Origin of the sequence: Finegoldia sp. BIOML-A1 (assembly GCF_009678325.1) — a bacterium.
In the GTDB taxonomy this organism is placed as follows: Bacteria; Bacillota; Clostridia; order Tissierellales; family Peptoniphilaceae; genus Finegoldia; species Finegoldia magna.
This window is the reverse complement of record NZ_WKZF01000002.1, coordinates 279363-300132: the sequence shown is the minus strand read 5'-3', so window position 1 is coordinate 300132 and position 20770 is coordinate 279363. Positions and strand designations below refer to the sequence as shown.

21 protein-coding genes and 1 riboswitch are annotated in these 20770 nt (G+C 30.8%); of the genes, 20 read left to right on the top strand and 1 reads right to left on the bottom strand.

The window, feature by feature from the left end; translation table 11 throughout:
* Positions 1–8 precede the first annotated feature (8 nt).
* Complete coding sequence (locus GKG00_RS03755) at positions 9–2945, bottom strand: transglycosylase domain-containing protein (protein ID WP_154254341.1); 2937 nt, start codon at positions 2943–2945, stop codon at positions 9–11.
* Between the two features lie 127 nt (positions 2946–3072).
* Here GKG00_RS03755 and hflX point away from each other — a divergent pair, with 127 nt between their 5' ends.
* From hflX to GKG00_RS03655, 20 genes are all read left to right on the top strand, one after another.
* Positions 3073–4329, top strand: coding sequence for a GTPase HflX (hflX, locus tag GKG00_RS03750; RefSeq protein WP_154254340.1), 1257 nt, complete (start codon positions 3073–3075; stop codon positions 4327–4329).
* The gene (locus GKG00_RS03745; RefSeq protein ID WP_154254338.1) at positions 4316–4960 is read left to right on the top strand and encodes a YigZ family protein; all 645 of its coding nucleotides are present in this window, start codon (positions 4316–4318) and stop codon (positions 4958–4960) included. The genes hflX and GKG00_RS03745 overlap by 14 nt, the downstream gene beginning before the upstream one ends.
* A gap of 39 nt (positions 4961–4999) precedes the next feature.
* The gene (locus tag GKG00_RS03740; protein ID WP_154254336.1) at positions 5000–5725 is read left to right on the top strand and encodes an NAD+ synthase; all 726 of its coding nucleotides are present in this window, start codon (positions 5000–5002) and stop codon (positions 5723–5725) included.
* A gap of 12 nt (positions 5726–5737) precedes the next feature.
* Positions 5738–6463 (top strand): YebC/PmpR family DNA-binding transcriptional regulator, encoded by a 726-nt coding sequence (locus GKG00_RS03735; protein WP_094205793.1) that lies wholly within the window; start codon positions 5738–5740, stop codon positions 6461–6463.
* 2 nt (positions 6464–6465) lie between these two features.
* On the top strand, positions 6466–7212 hold the full coding sequence (gene lgt / locus GKG00_RS03730; protein WP_094205792.1) for a prolipoprotein diacylglyceryl transferase: 747 nt from the start codon (positions 6466–6468) through the stop codon (positions 7210–7212).
* Between the two features lie 30 nt (positions 7213–7242).
* On the top strand, positions 7243–7836 hold the full coding sequence (locus GKG00_RS03725) for an SOS response-associated peptidase family protein (RefSeq protein WP_346962830.1): 594 nt from the start codon (positions 7243–7245) through the stop codon (positions 7834–7836).
* 228 nt (positions 7837–8064) lie between these two features.
* Positions 8065–9462 carry a glycine--tRNA ligase gene (locus tag GKG00_RS03720; protein WP_154254333.1) on the top strand — a complete coding sequence of 466 codons (1398 nt, stop codon included), beginning with the start codon at positions 8065–8067 and terminating at the stop codon, positions 9460–9462.
* 4 nt (positions 9463–9466) lie between these two features.
* Complete coding sequence (locus GKG00_RS03715) at positions 9467–10732, top strand: Glu/Leu/Phe/Val dehydrogenase (protein WP_154254332.1); 1266 nt, start codon at positions 9467–9469, stop codon at positions 10730–10732.
* The gene (locus GKG00_RS03710) at positions 10732–11616 is read left to right on the top strand and encodes a DNA glycosylase (protein WP_154254330.1); all 885 of its coding nucleotides are present in this window, start codon (positions 10732–10734) and stop codon (positions 11614–11616) included. The genes GKG00_RS03715 and GKG00_RS03710 overlap by 1 nt, the downstream gene beginning before the upstream one ends.
* Before the next feature lie 178 nt (positions 11617–11794).
* The gene (locus GKG00_RS03705; RefSeq protein WP_094207236.1) at positions 11795–12079 is read left to right on the top strand and encodes a co-chaperone GroES; all 285 of its coding nucleotides are present in this window, start codon (positions 11795–11797) and stop codon (positions 12077–12079) included.
* Between the two features lie 13 nt (positions 12080–12092).
* Positions 12093–13712 carry a chaperonin GroEL gene (groL, locus tag GKG00_RS03700; RefSeq protein ID WP_154254328.1) on the top strand — a complete coding sequence of 540 codons (1620 nt, stop codon included), beginning with the start codon at positions 12093–12095 and terminating at the stop codon, positions 13710–13712.
* A 105-nt stretch (positions 13713–13817) separates the two neighbouring features.
* Positions 13818–14936, top strand: a complete 1119-nt coding sequence (locus GKG00_RS03695) for a GTPase (protein ID WP_154254327.1) — start codon at positions 13818–13820, stop codon at positions 14934–14936.
* Positions 14929–15144, top strand: coding sequence for a hypothetical protein (locus tag GKG00_RS03690; protein WP_002836577.1), 216 nt, complete (start codon positions 14929–14931; stop codon positions 15142–15144). Before GKG00_RS03695 ends, GKG00_RS03690 begins: the two co-directional genes overlap by 8 nt.
* Before the next feature lie 29 nt (positions 15145–15173).
* A riboswitch (THF riboswitch) is annotated at positions 15174–15262 on the top strand.
* Between the two features lie 102 nt (positions 15263–15364).
* The gene (gene folE, locus GKG00_RS03685; protein ID WP_035109546.1) at positions 15365–15919 is read left to right on the top strand and encodes a GTP cyclohydrolase I FolE; all 555 of its coding nucleotides are present in this window, start codon (positions 15365–15367) and stop codon (positions 15917–15919) included.
* On the top strand, positions 15919–16398 hold the full coding sequence (locus tag GKG00_RS03680; RefSeq protein WP_154254325.1) for an HD domain-containing protein: 480 nt from the start codon (positions 15919–15921) through the stop codon (positions 16396–16398). The genes folE and GKG00_RS03680 overlap by 1 nt, the downstream gene beginning before the upstream one ends.
* 11 nt (positions 16399–16409) lie before the next feature.
* A complete protein-coding gene (gene folP / locus GKG00_RS03675) occupies positions 16410–17225 on the top strand; it encodes a dihydropteroate synthase (RefSeq protein WP_154254324.1) in 816 nt (271 codons plus the stop codon).
* Positions 17225–18043, top strand: coding sequence for a 2-amino-4-hydroxy-6-hydroxymethyldihydropteridine diphosphokinase (gene folK, locus GKG00_RS03670; RefSeq protein ID WP_154254323.1), 819 nt, complete (start codon positions 17225–17227; stop codon positions 18041–18043). Before folP ends, folK begins: the two co-directional genes overlap by 1 nt.
* 144 nt (positions 18044–18187) lie before the next feature.
* A complete protein-coding gene (locus tag GKG00_RS03665; RefSeq protein WP_002836571.1) occupies positions 18188–18835 on the top strand; it encodes a redox-sensing transcriptional repressor Rex in 648 nt (215 codons plus the stop codon).
* 99 nt (positions 18836–18934) lie between these two features.
* The gene (locus GKG00_RS03660; protein ID WP_154254321.1) at positions 18935–19480 is read left to right on the top strand and encodes a hemerythrin domain-containing protein; all 546 of its coding nucleotides are present in this window, start codon (positions 18935–18937) and stop codon (positions 19478–19480) included.
* A gap of 111 nt (positions 19481–19591) precedes the next feature.
* Entirely contained in the window at positions 19592–20746 is a 1155-nt protein-coding gene (locus GKG00_RS03655; RefSeq protein WP_154254320.1) for a glycosyltransferase family 4 protein, read from the top strand.
* The last annotated feature ends 24 nt before the right edge of the window (positions 20747–20770 follow it).

Here is a 20770-nt window from a genome sequence, read left to right as displayed (position 1 = left end):
ACCTTTTTTTAATTATTTCTATCATTTGACGAATCACGGTCACGATTACGTTTACGATCTCGGTCTCTATTATTTCTATTGTTTTCTTTGTCGCCGTCTTTCTTATCGTTATCTTTTTCGTCCTTGTCGTCTTTGTCCTCGTCATCTTTGTCTTCATCTTTTTTATCATGAGGTTTTAAAATATTAAAGATTGTTCTATCAGAATAACCAGGCATACTGTATTTCCAGTCTTTAGGAATAATGTTGTTATGTTCTGATGGTTTGTATGGAGGATCTCTTTTTATGAAAACTCCCCATCCTAATTCCCAAGGTGGAGTATTATCTGTAGCTAATTTTCCATCTACAACGTCAATTCTTCTTGATTCATACAAATCAGAAACTTCTGTAGGTTCTGTACCTGCTTTGTAGATTTCTTCTTTTACAATTCCACGAGGATCTCTCCAACTGTATTTGCTTGGCAATTTATTTGCTAAAGTATCAACTTTAACTCTTACGATACCGTCTGGTTCTTCAAATTTAATTGGAATTTTATCTTCCAAAGTATATCTGTTGACTGCGCTCCAGATTTGTACAACTTTTTTCTGACTAATTTGAGTCATTTTCAATTGTTGATTGTCAAAACCTAACCATGTACTAATTGTATAGTATGGGCTCATTCCGACAAACCATACGTCTTGGTAGTCGTTTGTAGTACCAGTTTTTCCACCGATATCAAAGCCATCTAACCTAGCGTATTTTGAATAGTTGTAATCTGTAGAAGTTCTGAGTATATCTCTCATAATGTATGCGATTTGAGGGCTCACAACTTCATTTTGTTTTTGAGGATTTTCTATTATAACTTTTCCTAAACTGTCAGTAACTTTTGTAAAGGAAATAGGTTCTCTGTACTGTCCGCTATTATTGATAGCGTTGTAAGCACCTGCCATCTCTACAGGTGTAAATCCTTTAGTTAATGAACCTAGTGCCATTGCAGATGTGTTTTCATCGTTTTCTGAAGTGTTTTCAGCTGCACTTATATAGTTATCGGCTTTAGGATTTTTTGCATTAATCAATCCAAATTTTTCTAAATAAGTTTTTGATTTTTCAATTCCAATATCTTCCAAAACTTTTACGGCAGTAACGTTGATTGAATTTTCAACAGCATGTCTAAGTGAAACCAAGCCTTCATAACCTTCATACCAGTTTTGTGGCCACAATTCATGATTTTCGTTATAGTGAGGTAAATCATCTAAGCCTGATGCAGGGGAATACCCATTGTCCAATGCTGGAGTATATACACCTAAAGGTTTCATACTAGAACCAACTTGTCTAGGAATATCGGATGCTCTGTTAGTAGTATCTTTATTATCTGAATATCTTCCACCAACCAATGCTTTGATTTGTCCAGTTGTTTTATCCACAACAACACTCGACGATTGTGGTTGTTTGATTCCATCCTCATTTATAGTGTAGAAATCTTTAGCAAAAATCAAATTGTCATTGTTGTCGTATTTGATTAAATTTGGATTTTCTTTTATATATTGGCTTGAGATTGTGATGTTACCTTCACCATCTGTATTCAAATTTTTTCTACCAATATTGATTGAAGATATTTTATGAGTTACCAAATTATTACTATCATTTACTGAGTAATAATCTTTCAAATCCAAATAGTTTCCATATTGTTTTACTTTAATTGATTTTGAATAATTAAAAGTGACAGAACCATCTGGGTTTTTAGTATATTGTTCTGGTGAAATAAAGAACTCATCGTTGTCATTGATTATGTTTTTCTTTCTAAAATAAATAACTTCATTTAAAGCGTTTGTAATGTTTCTGCCGTCATCGCTTGACCATTTTAATAAATTTGCTGATGAACCATCTGCGATAATATCATCGACTTTTTTATCATATAATTTTTCCAAATTACTTTGCATATTCATATCAACACATGAATATATCTTTAGTCCACCATTGATTAGTTTGCTTTTAGCTTCTTGTTGTGAGTATCCTTTTTCGATAAGTTTTGCAATAACTTGTTCATAGATAATATCTGAATAGTAGTTAGACAAGTTATCTACGTTTTTAATTCCCGGTTTTATATTAGCTGCGATATTTTCTTGAAGAGCTTTGTCGTATTCTTCTTTTGTGATTTTGTTGTTATCTAGCATTTTTTTAAGAACGTAATCTCTTCTGTCGATAGTTTGTTGATTGTAGACAGCTTTGTATGTTTCACCGTTTAAAGTAACTTCACCAACGATTTTTGACTGGTCTTTTACTTGACCTGGTTCAATTGCTTTGTATAACGCTAAATTAGTAGGACTCTTCACAATTCCTGCTAAAGTAGCACATTCTGATAAAGTTAGTTCATCGATGTTTTTCTTGAAGTAAATTTCAGAAGCGGCTTGAACTCCGTAGGCATTTTGTCCCAAGAAAACAGTATTCATATAAGTTTCCAAAAGTTTTTCTCTGCCTAGATAGTTTGTCAATTCCATTGCTAAATAAGCTTCTTTGAATTTTCTGTCAAATGATCTTTCATTAGTTAAGTACAAATTACGAGCCAATTGTTGCGCTAGAGTACTTGCTCCACGTTTCATAGAACCAGATTTTAAATTATCAAAAATAGCTGATGTGATACCGATAGGATCCACACCGTTGTGTTTGTAAAATCTTTCATCTTCCACAGATGTGAAAGCATCCATCATGTATTTTGGTATCTTATCTAATTTTACAACCTCTCTATATTCAGTGGTTTTGATTTTCTCGATTAAATTTCCATCCTGATCCAAAATTTCTGATGTCTGATTCATCATATTATTTATTTCTTCGGGATTAACCTTTGGAGCTAATTGCATAGCGCGTACTCCGGCTACTCCGATTAATCCACCTACAAATGCAAATATACAAATCAAACATAATATTAAAATTTTTATGGATTTCAATATTATATTTTTATCTTTATTCATAAATTCCTCCATAAAATATATATACACTATTATACCACAAAGTGTAGATTCAACATATATTCCTAGAAATACGAAGTACATTTTACTTAAAGACAGATTATTATATAATATAAATAAAGGAGCAACAATGAAAGAAAAAACAATTTTAGTTTATTTTGAATTTAAAAACAAAAAAATAAACGATGAAGATATAAAAGAAATGCAAAGTTTGATTGAATCTTCTGGCGGTGAAGTTTGCGCAATTTCAGAAGTTAGAAAAAACTTTATTGATTCAAAATATTACATAGGAAAAGGGAAATGTCTGGAGATTAAAGATGCTGCAGAAAAATTGGACGTAACAACTTTGATATTTAACGTAGAACTATCTGGTTCAAATATAAAAAACTTGGAAGATATAACTGGACTTAAAATAGTAGACAAAACAAATTTAATTTTAGATATATTTGCAAGTAGAGCGAAAACAAAGCAAAGTGTGCTACAAGTTGAACTTGCAGAATACAAATACAGACTTCCAAGATTAATTGGATTCAGAGATCACTTATCTAGAACTGGTGGTGGGATTGGAACTAGGGGTCCTGGGGAAACAAAACTTGAAGTAGATAGAAGAACTATCCAAAACAAAATTAACAATATAAAACGAGAATTAAAAAGTATTGATAAAAGCCAAGAAAATATGAGAAAACAAAGACTAAAATCTGATATAAAAATGGTGAGTATGGTTGGATACACAAATGCTGGTAAGTCTACTTTGTCCAACAAATTGGTGAATTTCTACAAAGATAAGTACACGGAAGAGTTTGAAACAGAGGATTTACTATTTAAAACACTGGACACTACTTTGAGAAAATGTACATTACCAAATAAAAAACAATGCCTTGTAATAGATACCGTTGGATTTATTAAAGATATTCCAACAGATTTAATCGAAGCATTTAAGTCAACGTTATTGGATTTGAAACATTCTGACTTGATTTTATTTATATTAGATTCTTCAAGTTCTGATTTGGACAATCAAATCACTACAACGATGGATATATTAAAAGAATTAAAAGTATTGGACAAACCAATGGTTACGGTATTTAATAAATCTGATAAAAATCCTAACGTGATTTTCCCGTATAATTTGGAAAATAAAGTTAAGATATCAGCTTTTAACGATGAAGACATCGAAATGTTATTGTACAAAATTCAAGAAGAATTATATGGCAATTACAAATGTGTTAAAATGAGATTTGACTACGATCATCAGGACGTTCTGAACACAATTTTACAAAATTTTAAATGTGAAGATGTTTCATACAACAATGAAGATGTACGTCTTAAGGTTGAGATTTCTGAATTAGAGATAGAAAAATACGAGGAATTTATATATGAAAAATTATAGAAGTATTCACAAAAGCATACCTTTTTCTTTTGTAATTAACAAATCGGAATTTATCGGAAATTGTAAGTTCGTGGAAACAGAAGAAGAGGCTTTAGAATTTGTGGATAGTATAAAAACAAAATACAGTGACGCAACTCACAATTGTTCTGCATATATCATTGGAGAGGACAAATTAATTCAGAGATTTGATGATGACGGTGAGCCTTCCCAAACAGCAGGGATTCCAATTCTTGAAGTAATTAAAAAAGAAGATTTGACTAATGTTTGTGTAGTTGTTACAAGATACTACGGCGGAATTAAACTTGGAGCAGGTGGTCTTATAAGAGCATACACAAAAGCTTCTAGTGAGTGTTTGAATGAGTCGGTTATTGTAGATAAGAAAATATTTAGAAATTTTCAGATAGAATTTGATTACACCAATGTTGGAAGTATTGAAAATTTTTTGATGAATAATGATATTTACGTAGCTGACAAGCAATATTCAGAAAAAGTGGTTTTTGATATTTTATTAGATGAAGATAAATACGAAGAAATAGAAAATAAGTTAATTGATTTAACAAGCGATAACATAAGGTTTACAATGATTGAATTTACTTACCAATCATCTTTAAATGGTAAGTTAATATTTTAAAATGATGTAAATTGTGATAAAATTTGAGGGTGGATTAAAATGAATTACGCAAAATTATGTGAAGATATAACAAAATGGATAAAAGAAGAAGTCGAATCAGCTAATTTAAAAGGAGCGGTTTTTGGAATTAGCGGTGGAATCGACAGCGCTGTATTAGCGTGTTTGTGCAAAAAAGCTTTTGGAGATAACGCATTAGGTTTGATTATGCCGATAAAAAGCAATCCAAAAGACGAAGAAGATGCTAGAATATTAGCAGAAGCGATTGATTTGAATTGCAAAAAAGTCGATTTGAATGATGGATACGATGCTTTGATACAAACTTTTGAAAAAACTTCTGTAGAAATGGCTGCATCAAACATTAAGCCAAGACTTAGGATGTTGACGTTGTACTATTATGCACAAAATAATGGTTATATGGTATTATCTGGATCAAATCGTTCCGAATTTATGACTGGATATTTTACAAAATACGGCGACAGTGGAGCTGATCTTATGCCACTTTTGAATTTGTATAAAACAGAAATTTTTGAGATGGCAAAAGTTTTGGGCGTTCCAGATGTAATTATTAATAAAAAACCTAGCGCTGGTTTGTGGGAAGGTCAAACAGATGAAGATGAGTTTGGATTTACTTACGAAGAGCTAGATAATTATTTGATGAATAATTCTGAAACTACGTCAAAAAAATTGATTGATAAAAAAATTAAACAAAGCGAACATAAAAGAAAATTTGCGAAATCATTTGAGTTCGATAGAAATAAATATTAAGGATGTGATTTTATGTCAGGACATAATAAATGGAGCAAAATAAAAAACAAAAAGGGTAGTGAAGATGCTAGAAGAGGTAAAGTATTCACAAAAATGGCAAGAGCGATAACTGTTGCTGTTAGAGAAGGTGGAGCTGATCCTGAATACAATCCTAGCTTAAAATCTGTTATAGAAAAAGCTCGTGCTGAAAATATGCCTAACGATAACATAGACAGAGCAATTAAAAAAGCGAGTGGCGACGGAGATTCTGCAAATTACGAAAACATTGTATACGAAGGATATGGTCCAGAAGGAGTTGCAGTTATAGTTGAATGTTTGACAGACAATAGAAATAGAACTGCTTCAGATGTAAGACATTATTTTGATAAATTCGGTGGAAATCTTGGACAAAATGGTTCTGTATCATTTATGTTCCAAAGAAAAGGGCTATTACTAATTGACGCAGAATCCTTGGATGAAGAAGAAGTCATGATGGACAGTTTAGATGCTGGAGCAGAAGATTTTGAAGCTGATGATGGAATTTTTGTAATCAACACAGCAATGGAAGATTTTGCACAAGTAAGAGATACTTTGTTAGATAAGGGATATAAATTCGTAAAATCTGATTTGGTTTATGAACCATCAAATTACGTTAAAATTAACGACGAATCAAATGTAGATAAAATGGAAAAATTAATCGATAATCTTGAAGATAGTGATGACGTTCAACAAGTAAGTCATAACTGGGATAACGAATAAAAATGGACAGGGTAGCTTTTTCTATTTTTGGAATAGATATAATGTGGTATGGTATATTGATTACTTTAGGGGTAATTTTGGGCTATGTAGTAGCTGTAAAGTTAGCCAAATTAGAAAATATTTCAGAAAATACCATATTGGACATTTTAGTGTGGGCACTTCCTCTTGCAATTGTAGGAGCGAGGGCATATTATGTGATATTCGAATGGGATTATTATTCCAAAAATTTAGGAGAAATCATCGATATTCGCGGTGGTGGATTAGCGATTTATGGAGGAATAATTGCCGCAGTTATTACTTGTTACGTTATTTGTAAAAAGAAAAATCTTAAATTTTTAAAGTTGCTGGATATTTTTATGCCTGCGATTGCATTGGGACAAGCAATTGGTAGATGGGGTAATTTTATTAACAAAGAAGCCTATGGTACTCCAACTAATCTTCCTTGGGCAATTACAATAGATGGTGTAAAAGTTCATCCTACATTCTTATATGAATCACTAGGAGATTTTATAATATTTTTATTATTGGTGTATATATTTAAAAACAAGAAAAAATTCGATGGACAAATAACAAGTTTGTACATGATTTTATACGGAATATTGAGGTTTTTTGTAGAAGGACTCAGAACTGATAGCTTGTACATTGGAGCATTAAGAGTGAGTCAATTAGTGAGTATTGCAATTGTAATTGCTGGAATAATTTTACAAATTAAATACAAAAAGCAAATTATTAAGTCAGATGAAAAGTAACTCATCTGGCTTTTTACAAATATAAAAGAGGTGATATATTTGTGTTCTAGATTTGAACTGAATATAAGTAAACTTGATTTATTGAAAAGATACAATAAAAAACAAATCAGAAAATTTAATCCGAAAACAGAAGTATTTCCTGGTCAACAAATTTTAACTTTATGTGACGAATTTGATCATATGAGATGGGGAATAGATGTTGATTTTATGAAAAAATCTATAATAAATTCCAGAATCGAAAAGATTTATACATCAAAGTTTTTCAAGGAAGATTTTGAATACAGAAGATGTTTGATTCCTGCGACTGCATTTTTTGAGTGGAATCAGAAAAACAAAGATAAGTACAGATTAACTGTTGCAAATCAAAAAATATTTTCTATTGCAGGTATTTTTAGAGAATATAAAAGTCAAGAAACCAGTATAAGACATGTCAGTATGCTTACCACAGAGGCTAAAGGATCAATATCGGAAATTCATACTAGAATGCCAATTATATTGCCGCAATCTTTTGAACAAACATATTTGCACGGAGAAAATTCCAAAGAAATACACGAGTTTTTGTTGGATAATTTTATTAACTTAGATATGGAAAATTTATCAGACAGTCAATTAACATTTTTGTAAATTTATGATATAATTTATATGAATATTGAAAAGCGAAGAAAGATAAATAATATAACAATTACAGAGAGTTAATGTGTGGTGAAAATTAACAAGTTATAACGGCAGTCTGGAGCTAATAATTCTAAGAGTGATGTTTTATCATAATTAGGGTGGAACCGCGGAAATTACATTTCGTCCCTGAAGTTTTACTTCGGGGATTTTTTATTATTCAAAAAAATGGAGGGTTTTATGAAAAACGAAGAAAAAACTATGGAGAAAATAGTAAGCTTATGTAAATCAAGGGGAATAATATTTCCTGGTAGTGAAATCTATGGAGGATTATCAAATACTTGGGACTACGGTTCATTAGGTGTTGAAATCAAAAATAATATAAAAAGAGCTTGGTGGAAAAAATTTATCCAACAAAGCCCTTACAATGTTGGTTTGGATGCAGCTATCCTTATGAATCCTCAAACTTGGGTAGTATCTGGTCATGTTGGTGGATTCTCAGACCCATTAATCGACTGTAAAGAATGTAAATCTAGATTTAGAGCTGATAAATTAATTGAAGATTATTTCATGAATGAAAAAAATGAAGAAATAACTGGATTAGATGGAAAATCAGAACAAGAATTGTTAGATATTATAGAAAAAGAAGACATAAAATGTCCTGAATGTGGTAAACACAATTTTACAGATATCAGAAAATTCAACTTGATGTTCAAAACTTTCCAAGGTGTTACTGAAGATAACAAATCAGAAATTTATTTGAGACCTGAAACTGCACAAGGTATTTTTGTGAATTTCAAAAATGTTCAAAGAACTTCAAGAAAGAAAATTCCTTTTGGAATTGGTCAAATAGGTAAATCATTCAGAAACGAAATCACTCCAGGTAACTTTATTTTTAGAACAAGAGAATTTGAACAAATGGAACTAGAATTCTTCTGTGAACCAGGAACTGATTTGGAATGGTTCGAATATTGGAGAAACTTCTGTAAAGAATTCTTATTGAATTTGGGAATTAGAGAAGAAAACTTGAGACTTAGAGACCATGAACAAGAAGAATTATCATTCTATTCAAAAGCCACAACAGACTTTGAATATCTATTTCCATTTGGATGGGGAGAATTGTGGGGTATTGCCGATAGAACTGATTATGATTTGTCAAAACACAGTGAAGGTTCTGGAGAAAAACTAGAATATATGGATCCAACAACAAACGAAAAATATATTCCATATTGTATAGAACCATCTGTAGGTGTAGACAGAATGTTTTTAACTTTCTTATGTGATGCTTATGAAGAAGAACAATTAGAAGACAACTCTACAAGAACCGTTTTAAAAATTCATCCTGCATTAGCGGCATATAAAGTTGCAGTTCTTCCTTTAACTAAAAAATTAAATGATAAGGCAATGGAAGTTTATAATGAGTTAGCTAAGAATTTCATGACTCATTTTGATGATGCTGGTTCAATTGGTAAGAGATACAGAAGAGAAGACGAAGCAGGAACTCCATATTGTGTAACTATTGATTTTGATACTTTAGAAGATAATACCGTTACTATCAGAGATAGAGATACTATGGAACAAAAAAGAATGACAGTTGAAGAAATTATAGAATTTGTTAATAAAGAAATGGAGTTTTAATTATATGACAGAAACATTAAATCCGTTGGAAAACGCAAGATATCAAATTAAAAAAGCTTGCGAAATTTTAAAATTAGATGATAGCGTTTATGAATTATTAAAAGATCCCTACAGAGTCATTGAAATAAATATTCCAGTGAAAATGGATGATGGATCAATGAAAGTATTCAAAGGATATAGATCACAACATAATAATGCAATGGGTCCTACAAAAGGTGGTTTGAGATTTAGAGAAGATGTTAACTTGGATGAAGTTAAAGCTTTGTCTATATGGATGACTTTTAAATGTCAAGTAACTAATCTACCGTATGGTGGAGGAAAAGGTGGAATAATTGTAGATCCATCTAAACTTTCTGAAGGTGAATTGGAAAGATTATCCAGGGGATTCGTTGATGGAATGTACAAATATTTAGGAGAAGATTTTGATATTCCAGCCCCAGATGTTAATACAAATGGGAAAATTATGAGTTGGATGGCTGATGAGTATAACAAATTAACTGGTACTAATCAAATGGGAACTTTCACTGGTAAACCAATTGAATTTGGAGGTTCCTTGGGAAGAACAGAAGCTACAGGATTTTCAGTAGCTTTAAGCGCTAAAAAAGCTGTTCTAAATTTAAATAAAAAATTAGAAGAAACAACTGTTGCGTTACAAGGATTAGGTAATGTTGGGATTTATACTTTAAAATACGTGCTTGAACATGGCATGAAAGTCAAATACATTATGGAGTATAACAAGCAAAGGGGAGTATTTGCAATTTATAAAAAAGACGGATTTAATTTTGATGAATGTTTCAAAATTTCTAAGACTAAAGAAAAAGACTTTGCTAGTATTGAAGGATGTGAAGTGATTTCTACGGAAGATTTTTTCTCAGCAGATGTAGATGTTATTATACCTGCAGCTTTGGAAAATGCAATTACAACTGAAAATGTTAATTCAATTAAAGCGAAAATCATTGTAGAAGGTGCAAATGGACCTATAACAAAGGATGCAGATGAAATCTTAAATGAAAAAAATGTAGTTATTGTTCCAGATATTTTGGCAAACTCTGGTGGGGTCACTGTATCTTATTTTGAATGGGTACAAAATAAAGCGGGATATTATTGGTCTGAGGAAGAAGTCAGAGACAAAGAATATCAATTGATTAATAAATCATTTGATGAAATTTGGGAATTATCTGAAAAGCTTAATATAACATTGAGACAAGCTGCTTATGTACATTCAATCAAAAAGATTAGCGAGACAATGAAAATACGCGGATGGTATTAATGCAAACACAAATAGAATTTAATGATGAACTAAAACTTACTAAAATTAAACAATCATCTTTTAACCCTACCCACATTTTTGAATGTGGGCAGGCGTTTAGATGGTACAAAGAAGACGATATGTCCTATACAACTGTTGATGGTGATATGTACTGTAATGTAAGTTTGGTTGGAGATTACGTTTATATCAAAAACTGTACAGAAGATGATTACTATAAAAAATGGGAAAATTATTTTGATTTGAAAACAGATTATTCAGAAATCAAAGAAAAATTATCTTTCAATGAAACTTTAAAAAACGCATTAGAATATGGTGATGGAATCAGAATATTAAATCAAGATAAGTTTTCTACAATAATTTCATTCATAATCTCAGCAAACAATCAAATACCTAGAATTATGAAATCCGTAAATATAATTTGTGAAAATTACGGAAAATTTTTGGGTGAATTTAACGGTAGAAAATTGTATTCTTTTCCTAAGCCTGAAGATTTAGCAAAAGTACCAGTGGAAGAAATGAGAGAAGTGTGCCGTGTTGGATTCAGAGATAAAAGAATTGTAGACGTGTCAAAAATGGTTGCGAATAATGAGTTTGATATTTGGGAAATAGATAACTTATCAAACGAAGAATTAAGAAAAGAATTAATTAATCTTCCTGGAGTAGGACCAAAAGTTGCTGATTGTATTATGCTTTTTTCATACAACAGACATAATACATTTCCAGTTGATGTGTGGATTAAACGAGTTATGGAATATTTGTTTATTAAAGAAGAAACAAATAAAAATTTAATTGCTAAATACGCTGATGATTTATTTGGAGATTATGCTGGATATGCACAGCAATATTTATTCTACTATGGAAGAGAAAATACTATCGGAAAATAACTTTGAGAATTTCATCATAGAAAATAGAATTAAAGCAAGAAATATCAAAATAAATTGAGTTATTTGTTTTTAAATGCTAATAAATACGTTTGATTAAAATAAAAACGTGGTTTATTATATAAGAGGATTAACACTCAACAGGTTAGAGTGCTAACAAAAGATTCTGAAGGAGGATATCATGAATTTAAAACCTATTGGTGATAGATTAGTATTAAAAAAACAAGAAAAAGAAGAAGAAAAAACATTCTCTGGAATAGTTCTCCCATCTTCAGCCAAAGAAGCTCCTGTTTATGCAGAAGTAATAGCTATTGGATCTGAAGTTGAAGAAGATGAAAAAATGAAAGGCAATATTAAAGTTGGAGATAAAGTTATATACTCAAAATACGCTGGAACAGAAATAAAACTAGAAGACACAGAATATATATTAGTTAAATATGAAGATATTCTAGCAGTTGTAGAATAGGAGGATAAATTTTATGGCAAAACAAATCAAATTTTCAGATGATGCTCGTAAAAGCATGGTAGAAGGTATTAATAAATTATCAGATACAGTTAAAGTAACATTGGGACCTAAAGGTCGTAACGTAGTTTTGGATAAAGAATACGGCGCACCATTGATTACAAATGACGGTGTTTCAATTGCAAGAGAAATTGAACTTGAAGATGAATACGAAAACATGGGTGCACAATTAGTAAAAGAAGTTGCAACTAAAACAAATGATGTAGCAGGTGATGGTACCACTACTGCTACACTTTTAGCACAAGCAATTATCAGAGAAGGTTTGAAAAACTTAGCAGCTGGCGCTAATCCAATTGTTTTACAAAAAGGTATCCGAAAAGCTGTTGAAAAATCTGTGGAAGCTATTAAAGCAAGAAGTCACAGTGTTACTACAAAAGAAGAAATAGCAAATGTTGGTAGCGTATCAGCTGCTGATGAAACTATTGGTAAACTAATTGCGGAAGCTATGGAAAAAGTTGGAAACAATGGTGTAATTACTGTTGAAGAATCAAAATCTATGGGAACTACATTAAATGTTGTAGAAGGTATGGAATTCGATAGAGGATATGTATCTCCTTACATGGTTTCTGATTCAGATAAAATGGTAGCAGCAATGGAAGATCCATTTATTTTAGTTACTGACAGAAAAATTACAAATATTCAAGATATTTTACCATTACTTGAACAAGTTGTTCAACAAGGTAAGCCATTATTTATAATTGCTGAAGATGTTGAAGGTGAAGCATTAGCAACATTAGTTTTAAATAAAATCAGAGGAACATTCAACTGTGTAGCAGTTAAGGCACCAGGCTTTGGGGACAGAAGAAAAGAAATGCTTGAAGATATATGTATTTTAACTGGAGCTCAATTGATCACAGAAGATTTGGGAATCGAACTAAAAGATGCATCATTTGATATGCTTGGTAGAGCTAGAAAAGTCAATGTATCAAAAGACAAGACAACTATTGTTGACGGAAATGGTGAACAATCTAAGATTGAAGAAAGAATTAACCAAATTCAAAACAGAATTCCAGAAACTGATTCTGAATATGATAGAGAAAAACTTCAAGAAAGATTAGCGAAATTATCTGGTGGAGTTGCTGTAATTGAAGTTGGAGCAGCTACAGAAACAGAATTAAAAGAAAGAAAATTGAGAATAGAAGATGCACTTGCAGCAACAAGAGCAGCCGTTGAAGAAGGTATTGTAGCTGGTGGTGGAACAGTTCTATTGGATGTTCTTGAAGAAGTTGAAAAACTTGTCGATGAAGTTGAAGGCGATGAAAAAACAGGAGTTAAGATAATTCTAAAAGCGTTAGAAGAACCTGTAAAACAAATCGCAATTAATGCTGGAATCGACGGATCAGTTATAGTTGAAAATGTTAAAAACAAAGACAAAGGAATTGGTTTTGATGCATACAAAGGCGAATATGTAGATATGTTAAAAGCTGGTATTGTAGATCCAACAAAAGTAACATTATCTGCATTACAAAATGCAGCGTCTGTTGCAAGTTTATTATTGACAACAGAAGCAGCAGTAGTTTCTATAAAAGAAGACGAATCAGCTATGCCTCAACCAGGTCCTGGCGCGTATATGTAGACAAATCAAAGGTGAGGATATATTCCTCATCTTTTTTTATGCAATGAATTAAAAATGTTAGTTGAAAATGGATATCGGGTATATATACAATAAGTTGGTGAGATAATGAATAATTACGATTTAATAAATGAAGTGCTTGGTAAAACAAGTGAAGAAATACAAAAAATGAGTCCAATAAATATATTATTGGTTGGGAAAACTGGAGTTGGCAAATCGACTTTAATTAATGGAATGTTTAGAGATAATTTGGTGGAGACAGGTGTAGGAAAGCCTGTCACTAAATATTTGCAAAAAATTACTAAGGAAAATATTCCTATTAATTTATACGACACTCAAGGACTCGAACTAAATTCACAAAATCAAAGAGAAGTTCTTAAAGAAATAACAACTTTATTAAAAGATTTAAAACGTCAAGGTGAAAAAGATAGAATTCATTTGATATATTATTGTATTAACTCAAATGGATCTAGGATAGAAGATTCTGAAATAGCTCTTATTAATTCCTTAAAACAATTTGCACCAGTAATCATAGTCTTAACGCAATCACTAGGAGAAAATTCTGAAAAATTAAAAGACTATATTCAGAATTTGAATTTAGATGTGGCAGATGTTATAGAAATACTTGCAAAACCATATCGCATTAACGATATGGTTATTGAAGAAAAAGGGTTAAAAGAGCTGATGACTAAAAGTTTCGAACTTTTAGATGAGGAAATTAAAAATTCTTTTATTAATGCCCAACATGTCGACATTGATTTAAAAGCAAAAACGGCAAGACGTTGGGCAAAAAGATATATAAAAACAGCTTTTGGTATTGGATTTGTTCCTATACCTTTCTCAGATGCCTCCATTTTAGTGCCTATGCAAATTGGAATGATAGCTCATATTAATTCTATATTTGGAATATCGATGGATAAACAAAGAGTTGCTTCAATCATAGCGGCGATTGGAGGAACTGGAGGAGCTACTTTTGCGGGAAGATTCATAGTAACGAATGCGTTGAAGTTTATTCCAGGAGTAGGTAGCTTAGCTGGTGGATTAATATCTGCAGCAACTGCATCTATAATGACCACGGCGTTAGCGATGAGTTATATAGAAGTTTTGAGTTATATTGCTAAAAGAGAAAAGCTAGGAATTAATATGGATTTTTCTGAAATTGAAAAATTAATGCAAAAAACTTACACAGAATATTTGAAGAATAGGAAGAAGAAAGACGATGAATGATTTAACAAAAAAAGATTTTATTGAAAAATATAAAGATGGAAATTTTGATTTTGCAGTTCAAAATACTTGCAGAGCTGTTGAATACGCAAAGCTTGAAGATTGTTTTAATGTAGCAGAGAGAAATAGGGAGCCATCTGATATAATAATTTATGAAGATGATGATATGATTGACTATTTTCACTTTGATGGATTAAAATATCAAGATTAAAAAACACATAAGTGTGGTATAATAATAATTACAGAGTAGGGTTGATGCGTTTAGTGTAATGGGATAGGGAGTTGCCCATTAACGAAATTATTGCGATATCAATGCCGCTTCCGCTGATAATATGAATTAGTGGGAGCATTATCTTTGAAACAAAGGATAATGCTTTTTTTGTGGAGCACTCTCGGGTGCTCTTATATTTTTATAAATGAGAGGGATTTAAATGGATAAAGAAAAAATTGAACAAGCAGTATCGATGATAATAGAAGCTATTGGTGAAGATCCAAACAGAGAAGGATTATTGGAAACACCTCAAAGAGTAGCTAGAATGTACGAAGAAATTTTTAGTGGACTAAACCAAGATGCGAAAGTGCATTTGTCAAAATCTTTTGAAATAGTTGATGATAATATGGTTATAGAAAAGGATATTCCTTTCTATTCTATGTGTGAACATCATTTACTACCATTCTGGGGAAAAGTTAATATTGCTTATATTCCTGATAAAAGAGTTGCTGGTTTATCAAAATTAGCTAGAACTGTTGACGTTTATTCAAAAAAGCCACAGTTACAAGAACGTTTAAATATCGAAATAGCTGATGCATTAATGGAATATTTAAATTGTAAAGGATGTTTGGTTACTATTGAAGCTGAACACATGTGCATGAATATGAGAGGAGTTAAAAAACCAGGCACTTCAACAATGACTTCAGTAGCAAGAGGAGCTTTTGAAGAAGATTTGGATTTGAAAAACGAAGCATACAGATTAATGGGATTATAATGAAAAATACCGACATTGTCCTTAATCATAAATTATTTAATAAAAAAATAAATAAAATTGAAGATGATGAGAAAACTCGTGTATTTTGTAAACATGATTTCTCTCATCTTATGGATGTAGCTAGAATCTGCTATATTATAAACTTAGAAGAGAATCTGAATATTGATAAGGATTTAATATATGTTACTGCGCTTTTGCATGATTTGGGAAGAGCTGACGAAGTAGATACAGGGATCAATCACAGTATATTATCACAAGAAATTGCACAAGAAATTTTGAAAGATTTAGATTTTAATGATGAGTCAAAAAAACGAATAATTAGTGCGATTAAACATCATAGAACTAATGAAGAAAACGACGACAGATTTATAGAGATTTTTTACAAAGCAGACAAGCTATCGAGGATGTGTTTTGGATGTCCTGCAAGAAGTATTTGTAATTGGCCAGAAGAAAAGAAAAATAAAACAGTTATTTATTGAAAGGATACAATATGTTAATTAGAAACAAAGAATTTGATTTTAAAAACGATGCTTATATAATGGGAATTTTGAATGTCACACCAGATTCTTTTTCAGACGGAGGAAAATGGAATGAAGTAGACAGAGCTGTGAAACATGTCGAAGATATGATAAACGAAGGAGCTAGTATCATTGATATTGGTGCTGAATCCACAAGACCAGGACACACTCCTGTATCTTCTGAAGAAGAACTTGAAAGAGTTATTCCTATCATTAGAAAAATAAGAGAAAACTTCGATATTCCAATTTCTTTGGACACTTATAAAGCTAATACTTTAAGAGAAGTTGTGAAAGAAGGGGCAGATATTTTAAATGATGTCTGGGGATTGAAATCAGATCCAGAAATGGCTAAAACTGCTAAGGAACTAGATATTCCTGTAATATTGATGCACAACAAAGATAATAATAATTACAATGATTTAATGAAGGACTTAAACAGAGAAACATTAGAATCTGTTGATTTAGCAAAAAAAGCGGGAATAAAAGATGAATTAATTATATTGGATCCGGGAGTTGGATTTGCACTAGATTACGAAAAAGATTTAACTGTAGTAAACAGAATCAAAGAATTTGTCGATTTGGGATATCCTGTTTTATTGGGAACGAGTAGAAAAAGATTTATTGGTAAAGCTATGGGAATAGATGTAGCTACTGAAAGAGATTTTGGAACAGCTATAACTACTGCTATTGGTGTAATGAATGGATGTTCAATTTTTAGAGTTCACAATGTAAAAGAAAGTTATGATGCTATGAGAATGGCTTTGGCTATAAAAAGAGAAGGAAAATAATGGACTACCTTTTAGTAAAAGATTTGGAAATATACGCTAACCATGGAGTATTTCAATCTGAAAAAGAGTTGGGACAAAAATTTTTGGTGACATTAAAAATGGGATACAATATGAAAAAAGGCGCGAATTCCAATAATTTAGAAGATTCAATACACTATGGGGTTTTGAGTAAAGAAATTTACGATTATTTTCGTTCAGAATCGATAGATTTAATAGAAACAGTAGCTTATAAATTGGTTGAGTTTATATTTGAAAAATACAAAATCGTACAAGAACTTACTGTAGAAATTAAAAAACCATGGGCTCCAATAAATTTGCCGCTTGATACTGTAAAAGTGACAATTAATAGAAAAAAAAGAAGATATTTTTTGGGAATAGGATCCAACATTGGAGATAAACAAGAATATGTTAATTCTGCTATTGATAGATTGAAAAACACAAATAGTATTGAATTAAAAAACGTGTCTGAAATGTACACTACAAAAGCTTGGGGAAAAACTGATCAGGAAGATTTTCTCAATTGTGCCGTTGAAATAGAATCATACGAAGAGCCTGAAGATTTGCTGAAAATAACTCAACAAATTGAGTTGGATCTTGGCAGAGAAAGACACGAAAAATGGGGACCTAGAACTATAGATATAGATATTTTATTTTGCGATGGAGAAATAATATATACTGATGATTTGAAAGTTCCTCATCCTTATGTTCAAGATAGAAAATTTGTATTGGAACCTTTGAATGATTTTGCGCAATTTTTTGTACACCCTGTTCTAAATAAAACATTAAAACAATTGCTAAGTGAATTAGAAAATAGTTAATTTTTAAAATATAAATATCATAATAAACAAAGTCAAGCATAAAAAAATGCTTGGCTTTTTCTTATTCAAATTAATTGCTGAATTATTGAAATTAAAATATTTTTTTGATATAATTATATTAATAACAATGAATGGAGTGATAATATGGCAAGGGCAAGAGTATCATTAGCTGTTGTTAAGAGACTTCCAAAATATTACAGATATTTAGGAATGATCGAGCAAAAGGGAATAATAAGAGTATCAAGTCAAGAATTGAGCAGCATTACAGGTTTAACTGCTTCTCAAATTAGGCAAGATTTAAATCATTTCGGTGGTTTTGGTCAACAAGGATACGGATACAACGTTGAAGAATTGAAATCAGAAATTGAAAAAATTATGGGAATAAACAAATCTTACAAAGCAATCATTTTGGGTTGTGGAAATATTGGAAAAGCCATAATGAACTATAAAGGTTTTAAATCTTCAGGTTTTAATATTGTTGATGTATTTGACCATGGTAAAAAGGTGGGTACAAAAATTTCAGATTATGAAATCAAAGATATTGATAAAATTGAAGAGTATCTAAAAGAAAAGAAACCAGAAATAGCTGTTATTGCCCTACCAACAGATGTAGCTCAAGATGTTTGTGATAAGCTAGTTGATGGTGGCATAAAAGGTATTTGGAATTTTGCTTCATTGGATTTGAAATTACCAAAAAATGTTGTATTGGAAAATGTACATCTTGATGAAAGTTTGTACACATTAACATACTACATGAATAATTTGGCAGATTATCCAGGAACTAAAAATTAATTATATTCGGCGTTTTATAACGCCGTTTTTTATTGTAACGAATGTTACAATATTTTTTACGCTTTTATAATATAATTATTGTATAAAAGGAGTGATAATATGGATAGTATATTGGTTTTAGAAAAAGAACACGAAAATATAAGTAAGATAATAGATTTAATGAAAGAAAAGTCAATTGAATTTATCAATAACAAAAATATAAATGTTGAATTTGTCGAATTATTGATTTATATTTTAAAAGAATACGCAGATAAATTTCACCACAGAAAAGAAGAAGAAATATTGTTTAAAAAGATGAAAGAAGATTTGGGTAGAATTGGTGAAGTTATGGTTTTGAATGGAATGTTAGTAGAACACGAAATAGCAAGAGGTATAATTTTTGACCTTGGTCAAAGTATTAAAGAATACGAAAAAGACAGATCGGATGAGAATTTTGTTGAAGTAATAGGAAATCTAATGGGATACAGAAGACATTTACAAAAACACATTGAAAAAGAAAATACAGTGGTGTATCCTTATGGAAAGAACAATTTATCTGATGAGAGATTAAAAGAAGTTGAAGATGAAACTATAAAATTTTTAGAAGAAAATAAAGAAGTTCACATTAATTTGATGAAGAAAATTGACAAATTATTTAATATGTAATGTATGAGAGGAATTAGGTAATAATTCCTTTTTTATTTGCATAAAATGTAATATTATTGTAACAAATACACACCTTTCATTTATGTTATAATTTTATGTGGAAGGTGTTTTATGAAAATATTAATAACTACAGATACATACAGACCGACAATAAATGGAGTTGTAACATCTATTGAATCTTTAAAAAAAGCTTTAGATAGATTGGGACACGATGTTAGGATTTTAACTTTTTCAGATAGTTTTAATTCAAAACAAGAAGGCGACATTTATTATATGGGCTCTTTAGGAGCTGGAAAATTTTATCCAGACGCTAGAATGAATAAGTTATTTTATAATAGATTTTATGAAGATATTATGGATTGGAAACCAGATATAGTTCATTCACAAACAGAATTCACTATGTTTATCCAAGCAAAAAAGATTGCTAAGGATTTGGATATTCCACTTTTGCATACTTACCACACTGTTTACGAGGATTACACTCATTATTTTTCTTTGAATAAAAAGATTGGCAAGGAACTTGCAAAACAATTTACGAAACAAATTATTAAAACTACTGACGGTGTAGTAGTTCCAACTAATAAAATATATAATTTGCTAACAGAATACAATATACACGAAGATATATATGTAGCACCAACTGGAATTAATGTCCAAAAGTTATCTGAATGTGACGATTTTGATATACGAAGTGGCTATAAAATTCCTGAAGATAAGCATATAGTACTATTTCTTGGAAGAATCGGAAAAGAAAAAAATATCACTGAAATTCTACAGTATCTTGAAAACATTGATAGAGATGATATTGTGTTCATTATTGCAGGTGCAGGACCATTTCTTTCAGAATTAAAGGATATTTGTTCAAATTCAAAAATAAGAGATAGATTGATATTTACAGGAATGATTGATTCTTCAAAAGTAGGAAACTTTTACTCCAAAGCAGATGTATTCGTATCTGCATCGACATCCGAAACACAAGGCTTGACATTTATTGAGTCAATGGCATGTTCTACACCAATAATTTGTAGGCACGATGACTGCTTGGACGGGGTGTTGATTGATGGTGAAACAGGATTCGGTTACGATACAGAAGAAGAATTTATTGATTATCTAAATCAAATTCTGGACAATAAAAAACTTAGAGCTAAAATGGGTAAAAATTGTAAACAATTAGTATATGAAAACTATACTGAAGATTCTTTTGCAAATAAAATTGAGCAGATATATAAAAAGGTAATTGAAAATCATGCAAAATCTGTTCAATAAGATACTTGAGGCTGACAACAAAAA